At 62.6% G+C, this 14,351-nt stretch carries 9 protein-coding genes; 1 reads left to right on the top strand and 8 read right to left on the bottom strand.

Translation table 11 applies throughout. From position 1 onward, the window contains the following. Window positions 1-48 precede the first annotated feature (48 nt). The gene (locus JI744_RS08125) at window positions 49-735 is read right to left on the bottom strand and encodes a response regulator (protein ID WP_202659301.1); all 687 of its coding nucleotides are present in this window, start codon (window positions 733-735) and stop codon (window positions 49-51) included. A gap of 154 nt (window positions 736-889) precedes the next feature. On the opposite strand from JI744_RS08125, the gene JI744_RS08120 reads away from it, so the two are divergent. Next, window positions 890-1,348, top strand: a complete 459-nt coding sequence (locus tag JI744_RS08120; protein ID WP_202659299.1) for a lytic transglycosylase domain-containing protein — start codon at window positions 890-892, stop codon at window positions 1,346-1,348. A 12-nt stretch (window positions 1,349-1,360) separates the two neighbouring features. Here the strand turns inward: JI744_RS08120 and JI744_RS08115 are convergent, their stop codons facing one another. The 7 genes from JI744_RS08115 to JI744_RS08085 form a co-directional block, all read right to left on the bottom strand. Beyond that, window positions 1,361-2,890: a trimethylamine methyltransferase family protein gene (locus tag JI744_RS08115; RefSeq protein WP_202659297.1), complete on the bottom strand. Its 1,530-nt coding sequence runs from the start codon at window positions 2,888-2,890 to the stop codon at window positions 1,361-1,363. 154 nt (window positions 2,891-3,044) lie between these two features. After that, window positions 3,045-4,673 carry an alpha-D-glucose phosphate-specific phosphoglucomutase gene (locus tag JI744_RS08110; protein ID WP_202659296.1) on the bottom strand — a complete coding sequence of 543 codons (1,629 nt, stop codon included), beginning with the start codon at window positions 4,671-4,673 and terminating at the stop codon, window positions 3,045-3,047. Continuing rightward, on the bottom strand, window positions 4,673-6,760 hold the full coding sequence (glgX, locus tag JI744_RS08105) for a glycogen debranching protein GlgX (RefSeq protein ID WP_328757075.1): 2,088 nt from the start codon (window positions 6,758-6,760) through the stop codon (window positions 4,673-4,675). The genes JI744_RS08110 and glgX overlap by 1 nt, the downstream gene beginning before the upstream one ends. Further along, complete coding sequence (glgA, locus tag JI744_RS08100; RefSeq protein ID WP_202659294.1) at window positions 6,757-8,190, bottom strand: glycogen synthase GlgA; 1,434 nt, start codon at window positions 8,188-8,190, stop codon at window positions 6,757-6,759. Before glgA ends, glgX begins: the two co-directional genes overlap by 4 nt. 88 nt (window positions 8,191-8,278) lie before the next feature. After that, window positions 8,279-9,550 (bottom strand): glucose-1-phosphate adenylyltransferase, encoded by a 1,272-nt coding sequence (glgC, locus tag JI744_RS08095; RefSeq protein WP_202659292.1) that lies wholly within the window; start codon window positions 9,548-9,550, stop codon window positions 8,279-8,281. An 18-nt stretch (window positions 9,551-9,568) separates the two neighbouring features. Next, complete coding sequence (gene glgB, locus JI744_RS08090; RefSeq protein WP_202659290.1) at window positions 9,569-11,758, bottom strand: 1,4-alpha-glucan branching protein GlgB; 2,190 nt, start codon at window positions 11,756-11,758, stop codon at window positions 9,569-9,571. Window positions 11,759-11,785: 27 nt separating this feature from the next. Then, window positions 11,786-14,176, bottom strand: coding sequence for a glycogen/starch/alpha-glucan phosphorylase (locus tag JI744_RS08085; protein ID WP_236019323.1), 2,391 nt, complete (start codon window positions 14,174-14,176; stop codon window positions 11,786-11,788). Window positions 14,177-14,351: the final 175 nt, after the last annotated feature.

The following is a 14,351-nucleotide window of genomic DNA, read 5'->3' as shown; positions in this document are numbered from 1 at the left end:
GCGTCAGCAATCAAGTGCTAACCGCCCGGCACCATGGTACGGCCCCATTCAGCCCCCCTCTGGCAAAAGCTGCGCGAACTGTGCCTGTTTCGCCATCAGCACCGCCTGGGTGCGGCTAAGAACGCCCAATTTGCGCATGATTGCCGTGACATGCGCCTTGACCGTGGTTTCGGCGATCGACAGCTCCCATGCGATCTGCTTGTTCAGCTTGCCCTCACAGATCAGTTGCAGGATGCGCGCCTGTTGCCGGGTCAGCAGACCCAGCCGCGCCACAACCTCTTCGCCCTCGCTGGGCCCCGCCGCTTCTGGCGCATAGCCCTCGGGCAAAAAGCGGCGAGAGGCGCGCACCGCCTCGATTGCCGCCAGATAGACGTCGCGGTGCGCGTGTTTCGGCACGAACCCCATCGCACCGGCCCGCAGCGCCGCCCCGATCACCCGCGCATCATCCAGCGACGAGACCACCAGCACCGGCACCAGCGGGGCTGCCAGCCGCAACCGCACCAGACCGTCCAAGCCATCAACATCGGGCAGGTTCAGATCCAGCACCACAAGGTCGGGCGCGGGCGCGCGGTCCAGCCGGACCAGCGCCTCATCCAGACGGCTGGCGGTTTCGACCTGCGTGATCCCGGCAACCACCCGCAGCGTCATCGACAGCGCGTCGCAAAACAGCGGATGATCATCCACAATCAACGCGCGGTTCAGCGGGCGGTCGGCAGATATTTCGGCGGTGATCATCGCGACCGTCCTTGCTGAGATTTCGGTAATGCTACCAAAGATCGGCGCGCTGGGAAGTTATGCCAAGGTCGCAAAGGCCCGCCGATGCGGTGCAAGGGGGTTTTCAGCCACCGCGCCCGCCGATAAAACGCCCCAAAGCCAGAAAGAGAACCGCATGATCCGCCGCCGTCAGTTGCTTTTTGTTGCAGCCCTTCTGCCGCTGGCCGCCTGTGGTGGCGGGTCAGAGGTTGCCTCTCGTGCACGGGTCGCACCCGGCAACACCCCGGAAATGCAGGCGCTGGTGCGCAAATGGGCACGCATCCATGGCATTCCCGAAAGCCTGCTGCATCGCGCGATCCAGCGCGAAAGCGGTTATAACCCGGCGGCCCGGCACGGTCCCTATTTCGGCCTGCTGCAAATCCGCCCCGAAACAGCGCGCACCATGGGGTATCAAGGCCCCCCCGAAGGGCTGCTGGATGCCGAAACCAACCTGCATTACGCCGGGAAATACCTGCGCGGCGCCTGGCTGGTTTCAGGCGGCAGCCAGGACCGGGCCATCATGTGGTATGCCAAGGGCTATTACTACGAAGCCAAGCGACGGGGTCTTTTGTACGAAACCGGGCTGCGCACCTAAGTCCGCCCGGACCTAGTACCACATATCCGCCATTTCGGCCTTTCGCCGCGCCACAAAGTCGCGCAACCCTTCGCGGATGCCTTCATCCAGCTTGGGCGGCTCATATTCGGCAAGGGTCATCTTCCACGCCCGATTCGCGCGCGTTGCGGAATCGGTCCTGCCTGCCGCTTCCCATTTCTCGAACGGTTCATTGTCAGACAGCGCGCTGTCCCAGAACGCGGTCTGATAATTCGCCATCGTGTGCGAACAGCCGAAAAAGTGGTTTCCCGGACCGACCTCGGCAAAGGCATCGACCGCCAGCGCATTGTCGTCCACCACCACGCCATCCAGATAGCTGTGCAAGGCGCCGCACAGATCGGCATCCAGCATGAATTTTTCATAAGACATGGTCAGCGCGCCATCCAGCCAGCCCGCCGAATGCAGGATAAAATTGGTGCCGCAATGAATGGCCGACATCATCGACATCGTGCCCTCCATCATGGCCTGCCCGTCCGGCAGCTTGGAGGCGGAAAAGTTCCCCGCGCAGCGCATCGGCAGGTTGAGGCGGCGGCACAACTGGCCCACCACCATGCTGCCGATCGCCGGTTCCGGTGTGCCAAAGGTCGGGCTGCCCGACCGCAGGTTCATCGAGGACAGGAAGTTCCCGAACACCACCGGCGCGCCGGGGCGCTCCAACTGGGTCAGCGCACAGCCCGCCATGGTCTCGGCCAGCGACTGCGCAATCGCCCCGGCGGTCGTCACCGGCCCCATCGCGCCACCAAGGATGAACGGCACCACCACCGCAGCCTGATTGGCCCGTGCATAGGCCCGCAGGCTCTTGGTCATCGTGCCGTCCCAAACCAGCGGCGAATTGGCGTTGATATTGCCCAGGATCACACAGTTCTGGTCCACGAAGTCGCGGCCAAACACCATCCGCGCCATTTCAATGGAATCTTCGCTGCGGTCCTCGGCGGTAACAGACCCCATGAACCCCCGGTCGCTCAACTCCAGATGCGCCAGCACCATATCCAGATGCCGCTTGTTCACCGGAACATCCGTCGGCTCGCAGATGGTGCCCCCCGAATGGTGCAGGTTGGGCGAGGATTGCGCCAGCTTTACGAAGTTCTGAAAGTCGGCCAGCGTGCCGAACCGCCGTCCCTTGTCCAGATCGGCCACAAAGGGGCTGCCATAGGCGGGCGCAAAGACCACGTTCTTGCCGCCGATCCGCACCGAATTGGCGGGGTTGCGGGCGTGCTGGGTGAATTCGGCGGGCGCTGTGCGCAGCAAGTCGCGCAGCAAACCCGGCTCGAATTTCACCAGATCGCCCGTCACCTTGGCCCCGGCCTTGCGCCACATCTCCAGCGCCTGCGGGTCATCGCGAAAGATCAGGCCGGTTTCCGCCAGAATGCGGTCTGTCGCCGCCTCGATCTTGCGCAGGCTTTCTTCGCCCAGAATGTCATAGGTCGGAATGTTGCGCATGATATATGGCCGCCCCGGCCCCGAGGCCTTGCTCTGCCGTTCCGCCGCCCGCGCTTGCCGACCCGCCCTGCGATGCTCGTTCATTCCCGTCCTCCTCGACAGTTGTGTCAAGTTTGGCGCAAGCCGACCATCAGGCTGTCGCCTTTGCGACAAATGCGGGTCGCAATCCCCCTTTGCCCTTGCACCTTTGCAAATACTCCGCAGGGGGGTGCGGGGGACGCGAAGTCCCCCCGTTTTTTCAGGTCACCACATCGGGCGCAGTTTTCCCCGTATAGCCTGCAATCCCGGCAAGGTCATGCGCGGCGCGGATGATCGGGGCCAGCGCCTCTTGCGGGTCTTCTCCCAGACCCTCCGGCCCCGGCACATAGCGCTCCAGATAGAGCCGCAGGGTTGCGCCTTCGGTGCCCGTGCCGGAAAGCCGCATCACGAACCGAGAGCCCCCTTGGAACAGCACCCGGACCCCTTGCTTGAGGCTGACGGAGCCATCAACCGGGTCAGTATAGGCGAAATCGTCCGCAGCCTCGACTGTAAGCCCCTCGATCTTGGTGCCCGGCAGGCTGGTAAGTTTGGCGCGCAAGCCAGCCATCATCGCATCGGCCTTGTCGGTCGGAATCGCCTCAAAATCATGGCGGCTATAGTAGTTGCGGCCGAACTTCTGCCAATGCGCCTCCAGAATGGCGCGCACGCTTTCCTTGCGCACGGCCAGAATGTTCAGCCACAGCAAAATTGCCCACAGCCCGTCTTTCTCGCGCACATGGTCGCTGCCGGTGCCAAAGCTTTCCTCGCCACACAGGGTGGCCTTGCCGGCATCCAGCAGGTTGCCAAAGAACTTCCACCCGGTGGGCGTTTCATACTTGCCGATCCCCAAGGCATCCGCCACCCGGTCAGCAGCGGCGCTGGTCGGCATTGACCGCGCAACGCCCGCCAGCCCCCGGGCATAGCCCGGCGCCAGATGGGCATTCGCCGCCAGCACCGCAAGGCTGTCAGAGGGCGAGACATAGATGCCCTTGCCCACCACCATGTTACGGTCGCCGTCGCCATCCGATGCCGCGCCGAAATCGGGCGCATTGTCGCCGAACATCTCGGCCATCAGCTCATGCGCCCAGGTCGGGTTGGGGTCGGGGTGCATGCCACCGAAATCGGGCAAGGGCGTTGCATGGGTCACGGTGCCCTTGGGCGCGCCAAGGCGGTTTTCCAGCACCTCGACCGCATAGGGCCCGGTGATTGCGCACATCGAATCCATCCGCACCCGGAAGCCGCCCGCAAACATCGCGCGGATCGCCGGAAAGTCGAACAAGGTCTCCATCAGCGCGGCATAATCGGCGACAGGGCTGACCACATCCACCACCATGTCGCCCATCATGCTGCGCCCGATGGTGTTCAGGTCCACATCCTGCGCCTCGACGATGTGGTATTCGGTGATCTCGGTCGTACGCTTGTACATCGCCTCGGTCACCGCCTCGGGCGCGGGGCCGCCGTTGGGCATGTTGAACTTGATGCCGAAATCCTCATCCGGGCCGCCGGGGTTGTGGCTGGCCGACATGATCAACCCACCATCGGTCTTGTTCAGGCGGATCAGATGGCTGGCCGCCGGGGTGGACAGGAACGCCCCCTGCCCCACGATCACCCGCGCCGCGCCACCCGCCGCCGCCATACGCAAGATCACCTGCGCCGCGCGGTCGTTGAAATAGCGCCCGTCGCCACCCAGAACAAAGGTCTTGCCCTTGCAGCCCACCACATCGAACACCGCCTGGACAAAATTCTCCAGATAATGCGGCTGCATGAAAACCCGCGTCTTCTTGCGCAGGCCAGAGGTTCCGGGCTTTTGCCCGGCGATGGGGGTGGTGGTGATTATCTGGCTGCGCATCATGTGGCTCCTTCGGGAAGGATGGGCTGGAAAAGGTGAACGGACTGGGCGGGCAGGTCAAGTTCGGCCCGGCATTCTGTTGCCGGGGCATCGGGGCGCGTGGTGTCCAGCAGATGCCGCCAGCGCGCAAAGGTCTTGGGCAGAACGGCGCGGGTCGGGCCATCGCCATTGATCAGGATATAAAGCGTATCGGTCGCATCCGGGCTGAACGTGGCAGACATCCGCAGTTCCAGCCCAATGGCACGGAAGGCAGGGTTGTGCCAATCGCCCGGCGAAGGCACCTCTCCATCGGCGCGACGCCAGATCACATCGGGCTGACCGTCCGTGTCGCGCACCTTGCCATGCAGGAAATGCGGTTGCCGCAACACAGGGTGGTCGCTCCGCAGCCGGATCAGCCGCGCGACAAAGGTCGCAAGGCGCGTGTCAGCGTGAACCCAGTCCAGCCGCGTGATGTCATTGTCCTGCGCATAGGCGTTGTTGTTGCCGCCCTGACTGTGGCCAATCTCATCGCCCGCCAGAATCATCGGCGTGCCTTGCGACAACATCAGCGTGGCCAGCAGGTTACGCTTGCGCAGATCGCGCGCGGCACAGATTTCAGGGTTGGACGAAGGCCCCTCGACCCCCATGTTGTCGGCGTGGTTGTCGTCATGGCCGTCGCGATTATCCTCGCCATTGGCGAAGTTGCGCTTGATGGTAAAGCTGACCAGATCCTCAAGCGTGAACCCGTCATGCGAGGCGACATAGTTGACCGAGGCCGTGGCCCGCCGTCGATGGTGGTCGAACTTGTCGGCCGAGGCCAGAAGCCGCCGCGCCAGTTCGGGCGCAAGGCCCGCATCGCCGCGCCAGAACCGGCGCAACCCGTCGCGGTATTTGTCGTTCCACTCCCCAAAGGGCGGCGGGAAAGCCCCCAGTTGATAGCCGCCAAGCCCGATATCCCACGGCTCGGCGATCAGCTTGACATGCTGCAACGCGGGGTCTTGCCGCAACGCAGCAAAAAACCCGGCCTGCGGGCTGAAGCCCGTTGGCTCGCGCCCCAAAACCGTGCCAAGGTCGAACCGGAAGCCGTCAACGTGGCAATCCTCGACCCAATAGCGCAAGCTGTCCATCACCATGCGCAGCACCGCCGGATGCGTCAGGTCCAGCGTATTGCCGGTGCCCGCATCGTTCATATAGTGCCGCCCGCCATGCACCAGCCGGTAATAGCTGGCGTTGTCCAACCCGCGGAACGAAAGGGTCGGCCCCCATTCATCGCCCTCGCCCGAATGGTTGTAAACGACATCAAGGATCACCTCGATCCCGGCCTTGTGCAGCGCCCGCACCGCGCCCTTGAACTCGGTCAGCGCATCGCGCTGGGCATAGCGCGGCTCTGGCTGAAAGAACCCCATCGAGTTATAGCCCCAATGGTTGCGCAAGCCCTTTGCCACCAGAAACCTGTCATCGAAATAGCCATGCACAGGCAGCAATTCGACGGCTGTCACCCCAAGCCTTCGCAAATGCTCAATAATCGCGGGATGCCCAAGCGCCGCATAGGTGCCGCGCATGCCATGCGGCAGAACCGGATGGTTCATCGTCAATGCGCGGACATGCGCCTCGTAGATCACGGTATCAGACCACGGGGTCAGCGGCGGCTGATCGCCCATCCAGTCGAATGTCGGGTCCACCACCACCGATTTTGGCACTGCAAAGGCGGAATCGCGGTTGTCGAACGACAGGTCGGCGCGCGGGCTACCCACGCGGTAGCCCATCAACGCATCGGACCAACGCAGCTTGCCCGACCAGGCGCGGGCATAGGGATCAAGCAGCAACTTGTTCACATTGAAGCGGTGGCCCGCCTCGGGATCATAGGGGCCATGGGCGCGCAAGCCATAGTGCAGGCCGGGTCGCGCCCCCACCACTTCAATGTGCCAGACATCTCCGGTGCGGTCCTTGAACGGCAGGCGCGCCACCTCGTGCCGGCCGCCGGGAGCATAAAGGCACAGCTCCAACCCGGTGGCATGGGCCGAAAAGACCGCAAAATTCACGCCGCCCGGCGTCAGGCTGGCGCCCATTGGCCAAGGCAGCCCTGCGGCAAGGGAAAACCCGCTCACCCCAGCAACTCCTGATACAGCGCGGCATAGGCCTGAGCCGAGATTTCCCAGCCCACCGGCTGACGCATCGCCGCCTTGCGCAGTTGCGCCCAAGCCGGGGCATCGGCGTAAAGCGCCAGCAACCGCTGCAAGGCCTGCCCCAGCGCCAGCCCGTCCACCGGGCTGAACACCAGCCCCGTCGCCACCCCCGCCGCCATTGCCGCAGGTGTGGCACTGATCACGCTGTCAGACAGGCCACCTACCGCCGAGACCACCGGAATCGTGCCGAACCTCAGGCCATACATCTGCGTCAGCCCGCAAGGCTCAAATCGGCTGGGCACCAGAACCGCATCGCCCCCGGCAAACATCCGGCGGCTAAGCGCCTCGTCATAGCCGATCCGCACGCCGACGCGTCCCGGATAGCGCGCCGCCAGATCGCGCATCGCCTGTTCCAGCGCCGGATCACCCGACCCAAGCACCACCAAACCGCCGCCCGCCTCGATAAAGGCGGGCAAGGTGGCGGGCAAAAGATCAATACCCTTCTGATCGGTCAGGCGGCTGACCAGAATGGCCAAAGGCCCCGGCACATCCAACCCGAACTCGGCGCACAACGCCGCCCGGTTTTTGGCCTTGCCTGCGGGCTTGGCCGCCGAATAGGGCGCATCGGCCACTTCGGGATTCCAGACCTCGGTATCCACCCCGTTCAGAATACCTGAAACCGCCCCCTCTGCCGCCCGGCGGGCAATGATGCCCTGCAAGCCCATGCCAAACTCTGGCCGCATCAGCTCTTCGGCGTAATGGGGCGACACGGTTGTCACCTTGTCCGCCGTCACCAGTCCGGCCTTCAGGCTGGACAGGGTGCCGAAATATTCCAGCGCATCGGGGTAGAACTGGCTGCGCGGCAGACGCAATTCGTCGATCAGACCGGCCGGCGCCTGCCCCTGAAACGCGATGTTATGCACGGTCATCACCGTGCCCACCCCGCCCGATCCGCCATAGGCCAGATAGGCCGGGGCCAGACCCGCCTGCCAGTCATGGGCGTGCAGGACATCGGGTTTCCACCCATCAATCCCGTGCCGCGCCACCTGCGCCGCCACCCAGGACAGCGCCGCGAACCGCTGCGGATTGTCCCACCAATCGCCCTGCGCTCCGTTATAGGGGCCACCCTCGCGGTCAAAGAGATGCGGCGCATCCAGCGCCAGCACCGTCATGCCCGCCACCTCGCCCTGATAAACCGTGCCGGTGCCGCCCCACAGGTTCTCTTCGGTCCAGACCTCGCCCCAGCCGTCCAGCATCGCGCGCAAGGGGCGATAGGCGGGCACCATCACCCGCATGTCCCAGCCCAAGGGCGCCAGTGCGGCAGGCAACGCCCCCACCACATCGGCAAGGCCCCCCGTCTTGATCAGCGGCACGCATTCCGACGCAACCGAAAGAACCCGACCCCTCAGCATGACGGCACCTCTTGCCCTTGCACCTTTTCAAATACCCTGCGGGGGTGCGGGGGTGTGAAACCCCCGCCGCCATCCAAGGCCCCCGCCGTCAGAGTTTCGCCCGGCTCCAGGCGTCGATCATGTCCTGCGTGATCAGCACCACGCCGCCTTCGCTGCGGCGGAACCACTTGGAATCCTCCTCGGGGTCGTGGCCGATCACCAGCCCCTCGGGAATGATCACGCCGCGGTCGATCACGCAATTTCTCAACTCCGCCTTGCGGTTAACCCTGACGTACGGCAGAGCCACCACATATTCCAGCGAAGAATAGCTGTGCGTCCGGCAGCCGGTGAACAACAAACTGTTGCGCACTTCGGACCCCGAGACGATGCAATCGCCCGATACCAGCGACGACACCGCCATGCCGCGACGGCCATCCTCATCATGGATGAACTTGGCAGGGGGCAGAATTTCGGCATAGGTCCAGATCGGCCAGCTGTTGTCGTAAAGGTCCAGCTTGGGCACGAAATCGGTCAGGTCCACATTGGCCTGCCAGAAGGCGTCGATGGTGCCGACGTCGCGCCAGTAAGGCTCATCCTCCAGCCCGCTGGTCACGCAGCTATCGGCGAACTTATGGGCAATCGCCTTGCCGTTGGCCACGATATGCGGGATCAGGTCATTGCCAAAGTCGTGGCTGGAATTGGAATCTTCCATATCCCGGATCAACAGGTCGCGCAGGAAGGCCCAGTCGAAAACATAGATCCCCATCGAAGCGAGCGAGTGCTTCGGATCGCCCGGAATCGTCGGCGGGTCTTTGGGCTTTTCCAGAAACGAGGTGATGCGCATGTCCTTGTCCACATGCATCACGCCAAAGGCCGTCGCCTCGGCCTTGGGAACGGTCAGACAGCCAATGGTCACATCCGCGCCGGTATCGACATGCTGTTGCAGCATGACCTCGTAATCCATTTTATAGATATGGTCACCGGCCAGGATGATGACGTATTTCACGTCATAATCATCAATGATATCAATGTTCTGCGCCACGGCATCCGCCGTACCCAGATACCATTTGCTTTCATCCACCCGCTGCGATGCGGGCAGAATATCCAGATATTCGTTCCGCTCGGCCCTAAAAAAGTTCCAGCCGCGCTGCATATGGCGGATCAGGCTGTGCGCCTTGTACTGGGTGGCAATCGCCATCTTGCGGATGCCGGAATTCAACGCATTTGACAGCGCAAAGTCGATGATCCGCGTCTTGCCGCCGAAATAGACGGCAGGCTTGGCGCGGCGGTCGGTCAATTCTTTCAGGCGGCTGCCCCGGCCACCTGCCAGAACAAAGGCCATGGCCTGCGACGACAGTCGCTGGTTCGGTCTTGCTTTCATCATTCCCTCCCTTCGGGCTTACTTTGCTGCCCGGTCACCTTGAATGAAATAAACGGCCGAAAGCGGCGGCAATGTCACCATCGCGGACTGTGCCTGGCCATGCCAGGGCGTGTCCTCGGTGGTCACTCCTCCCAGATTGCCGCGGTTCGCACCGCCATAGATTTCTGCGTCCGTATTCAATGCTTCATCCCACTGGCCCGCCACGGGCAAGCCCAGCCGCATCCGCCGTTCGACCGGGGTCATGTTGACCACGACAGCCACCTGCCGGTCCGTCTCGGCCCCGCGGCGAACCCAGGCGTAAGTGCTGTTTTCCGCGTCGTTCGATTCCAGCCAGCGGAAGCCATCGGGCCGCGTGTCGTTCACATGCAGCGCGGGCGTGGTGCGGTAAAGCGCGTTCAGATCGCGCACCAGCGCCTGAATGCCCTTATGCTGCGGCAGGTCCAGCAGATGCCAGTCAAGGCTTTGGTTGTGGTTCCATTCCGCGCCTTGGGCGAATTCCTGCCCCATGAACAACAGCTTCTTGCCGGGGTGCCCCCACATGAACCCGTAATAGGCCCGCAGGTTCGCGAACTTTTGTTCACCATCACCAGGCATCTTGCCCAGCATCGACCCTTTGCCATGCACCACCTCGTCATGGCTGATCGGCAAAAGGTAGTTTTCCGACCAGGCGTAATGCAGGCCAAAGGTCATCTGGTGGTGGTGGTGTTTGCGGTAGATCGGGTCGCGGTGCATGTAGGACAGGGTGTCGTTCATCCAGCCCATGTTCCACTTGAACCCAAAGCCAAGCCCACCCCAATCCGCCGGGCGCGACACGCCGGGAAAGGCGGTGCTTTCCTCGGCAATGGTCACGATGCCGGGGCATTCGCCATAGGCCGCGATATTGACCTTTTGCAGCAGGGCAATCGCCTCGTAATTCTCGCGCCCACCATCTTTGTTGGGCACCCACTGGCCCGCCTGCCGCGAATAATCGCGATACAGCATCGAGGCGACGGCATCGACCCGCAGCCCGTCAAGGTGGTATTCCTTCAACCAATACAAGGCGTTGGAGATCAGATAGTTCTGCACCTCTACCCGGCCATAGTTATAGATCAGGGTGTTCCAGTCCTGATGGAACCCCTCTTTCGGGTCTTGGTGTTCATAAAGCGAGGTGCCGTCAAACCGGCCAAGCCCATGCGGGTCGGTCGGGAAATGGCCGGGCACCCAATCCAGAATGACGCCCAGCCCTTTGCGGTGCGCGGCGTTCACAAAGGCGCGGAATTCACCCGGCGTGCCGTGGCGGATGGTGGGGGCATAAAGGCCGACCGGCTGATAGCCCCAACTGCCATCGAACGGAAATTCGGAAATCGGCAGCAGTTCGATATGGGTAAAGCCCATGCTGGCGACATAATCGACCAGTTGTTCGGCCAGCTCGTCATAAGACAGCATCCGGTTGCCCGGCGCGCGCCGCCATGACCCCAGATGCACCTCATAAACAGAGATGGGGGCATCAACCGTATGGCGCACGGCGCGCGATTTCATCCATACATCGTCGTGCCAGTCAGCCACCCGGATGTCGCGCACGACGCTGGCATTGGCGGGCGGATGTTCGCTGCCGAATCCCACCGGATCGGCCTTGAGCGGCAGGGTCTGGCCGCCCTGCCCCCGGATTTCGTATTTGTAAACCGTGCCGTCGCCCAGACCGGGAATGAAAATCTCCCACACGCCGGTGGCGCCGCGCTTTCGCATCGGGTGGCGGCGGCCGTCCCAGATGTTGAAATCGCCCACCACCGAAACCCGCTCGGCATTGGGGGCCCAGACGGCGAAATGCGTGCCCTCCACCCCTTCGTGCGTGATGGTATGGGCACCCAGCACCTGCCACAGCCTGCGGTGGGTGCCTTCGGCGAACAGGTATTCGTCCATCTCGCCCAGAACGGGGCCAAAGCGGAACGGGTCTTCCCATTCCCAGGTGGCCCCATGCCCTTCGGCGCGCAGCCGGTAGGGCTGGTTCTTTTTCATCGTGCCGTTAAACAGTCCCGGCGCGCCGGGAACCGCCTCGGCCTCGGTGGCCTTGGCGGTTTTGCCGGTCAGCAGCCAGACGCGATCCGCGCCCGGCTGCAACACGGCGACCTGCCAGCCGCCATCCTGCTTGTGCGGGCCCAGCACGGCGAACGGGTCGCCGTGGCGCCCTTCGACAAGGGCAAGGCCTTCCTCACGGTCTAGTCCAGTCATCCCGCATCCTCCCCGATGCTTGCAGACCTAGATTGCCGCCGGAATGTCCCAGATTTCCGACATGTAACTGCGGATCGTGCGATCCGAAGAAAAGAATCCAGAGCGTGCCGTGTTCATCGCAGCCATCCGCACCCATGCCGCCCGGTCGGCATAGGCGGCATCCACCTTGGCCTGTGCCGCATTGTAGGCGTCAAAATCCGCCGCCACGAGGAAATAGTCGTGGTGCCAGACCCGATGCACCAACCCGTGGTAGCGGTCTTTCTGATCGGGAGAGAAACGCCCCTCGGCAACCATTTGCAGCACATCCAGCATGGGCTGGCTGGCCTCGATCGCCTTGCGCGACTGGTCGGGGTCTTCGCGGCGTTTCATCGCCTCTTCGGTGGTCAGGCCGAACAGGAAGAAATTCTCGGCCCCGACTTCTTGCAATATCTCGACATTGGCACCGTCCAGCGTGCCGATGGTCGGCGCGCCGTTCATCATGAACTTCATGTTGCCGGTGCCTGACGCCTCTTTGCCCGCCGTCGAGATTTGTTCCGACAGGTCAGAGGCCGGGATCAGCCGTTCAGCCATCGAGACGTTGTAGTTTTCGGGGTACACAATCTTCAGCAGGTCTTTGGTGTCAGGATCGTTGTTCACGACCGTCGCCACATCATTGATGAAGTGGATGATCTCCTTGGCCACCGCATAGCCGGGCGCCGATTTGCCGCCAAAAATCTTGACGCGCGGCACCCAGTTGGCCGTCGGGTCTTGCTTGATCGCGTGCCAGTGCGAAACGGTTTGCAGGATGTTCAGCAATTGGCGCTTGTATTCGTGGATGCGCTTGACCTGCACGTCAAACAGCGCATCAGGCGACACAGTCACGCCGCAATGATCCTTGATCCAGGCTGCCAGCGCCACTTTGTTGGCGCGCTTTGACTTGTCAAACTTCGCGCGGAAGGCGGCGTCATCGACATGGGCTTCCAGCCCGCGCAGCTTGTCCAGATCGGCTTCCCAGCCGTCGCCGATGGTTTCGGTGATCAGGTCAGCCAGCGGGCGGTTGGCCATTTTCAGCCAGCGGCGCGGCGTGACGCCGTTGGTCTGGTTGATGATCCGGCCCGGATGCAGGCGGTTCAGTTCGGGGAAAAGGTTCTTTTTCACCAGATCGGAATGCAGCGCCGAAACGCCGTTGACCTTGTGGGCCATGACAAAGGCCAGTTCGCCCATCCGCACTTCTTGATGCTTGACGATGCCGATGTAATGCGGCGGGCTGTAGGTGCGGCGGTGCCAGCTATCGATCTGTTCGACAATCTGCATATGGCGCGGCAAAACTGCGCCAAAGGTAAAGGTCGCCCACCGCTCCAGCGCCTCTGGCAGCAGGGTGTGGTTGGTATAGCCAAGGCAGGCCTGCGCGGTTTCCATCGCCTCTTCGAACGGCAAGCCGTTTTCATCGGACAACAGACGCACCAGTTCCGGCCCGGCAATCGCCGGATGGGTGTCGTTCATCTGAATCGCGACATATTTCGGCAGATCACGCAGGTTGGAGTGACCATTCTTGAACCGGCGCAGAATGTCTTGCAGCGCGGCAGAGGTCAGGAAGAATTCCTGCTTCAGCCGCAGTTCCTTGCCCTGATAGGTGGTGTCATCGGGGTAAAGAACGCGGCTTAGGGTGCGGGCCAGCGCCTCGGGTTCTGCCGCCGCCGCGTAATCGCCGCGATTGAACCGCTCCAGATCGAACATCTGGGTCGGCAGGGCTTCCCACAGGCGTAGGGTGTTGGCCCATTTGCCCTGCCAGCCAATCACCGGCGTATCATGGGCCGAGGCGAGAACCGTTTCACCCGGCACCCAGACGGGCTTGCCATCGCGGGTTTCGACATTGCCCTTGAACGGGATGGTATAGGCGCTTTCGGGGCGCGCGAATTCCCACGGATGGGTCTGGCGCAGCCAGTCTTCGGGGGCCTCGATCTGCTGGCCGTTCTGGAACCGCTGACGGAAAAGGCCATGTTCATAGCGGATGCCATAGCCATAGGCCGGACAGCCAACCGTCGCCATGCTTTCCATGAAACAGGCTGCAAGCCGGCCAAGGCCCCCGTTGCCAAGGGCTGCATCCGGCTCATCCTCGACGATCTGGCTGAAATCCTGGCCCAAGCTGGCCATCACTTCTTGCGCCTGATCGCGCAGGCCAAGGTTGACGGTCGCATCCTCCAAAATCCGACCGATCAGGAATTCCATCGACAGGTAATAGACGCGCTTTCTGTCTTCCGCCCAGGTCCGGCGGGTCGCGGCAAACCACGGCTCTACAATATGGTCGCGGATCGCGTATGACAGCGCCATGCGCCAATCATAGATGCTGGCGTTCGGGGCATCCTTGCCCAGCGTATAGGTCAGGTGGCGCAGAACCTCTGCGCGCAGGGTTTCCGGGATAAGGCGCTGGTCGTCCAAATTGTCGTCCCCTTGGCAAACATTCCGAATCCAGCCTAGGCGCGTGACCTTGCCCCCACAAGTCGCGCCCGGACTGATCCGGGTCATCACTCTTCTCACAGTCTTGTTAGCGCGAACACTGCGTAAGATCACTGCATTTTTTGCGCATCAATTGAGCAATTATTCACTTAACGGG

Source organism: Fuscibacter oryzae (assembly GCF_016765795.1).
Classification (GTDB): Bacteria; Pseudomonadota; Alphaproteobacteria; order Rhodobacterales; family Rhodobacteraceae; genus Fuscibacter; species Fuscibacter oryzae.
Note: the sequence above shows the minus strand (reverse complement) of the source record. Positions and strands in the feature narration are given on the sequence as shown.

Excerpts from the sequence above, each read along its gene's own strand:
- JI744_RS08125 (WP_202659301.1), bottom strand. The coding sequence starts at position 735 with ATGATCACCGCCGAAATATCTGCCGACCGCCCGCTGAACCGCGCGTTG.
- JI744_RS08120 (WP_202659299.1), top strand. The coding sequence starts at position 890 with ATGATCCGCCGCCGTCAGTTGCTTTTTGTTGCAGCCCTTCTGCCGCTG.
- JI744_RS08115 (WP_202659297.1), bottom strand. The coding sequence starts at position 2,890 with ATGAACGAGCATCGCAGGGCGGGTCGGCAAGCGCGGGCGGCGGAACGG.
- JI744_RS08110 (WP_202659296.1), bottom strand. The coding sequence starts at position 4,673 with ATGCGCAGCCAGATAATCACCACCACCCCCATCGCCGGGCAAAAGCCC.
- glgA (WP_202659294.1), bottom strand. The coding sequence starts at position 8,190 with ATGCTGAGGGGTCGGGTTCTTTCGGTTGCGTCGGAATGCGTGCCGCTG.
- glgC (WP_202659292.1), bottom strand. The coding sequence starts at position 9,550 with ATGAAAGCAAGACCGAACCAGCGACTGTCGTCGCAGGCCATGGCCTTT.
- glgB (WP_202659290.1), bottom strand. The coding sequence starts at position 11,758 with ATGACTGGACTAGACCGTGAGGAAGGCCTTGCCCTTGTCGAAGGGCGC.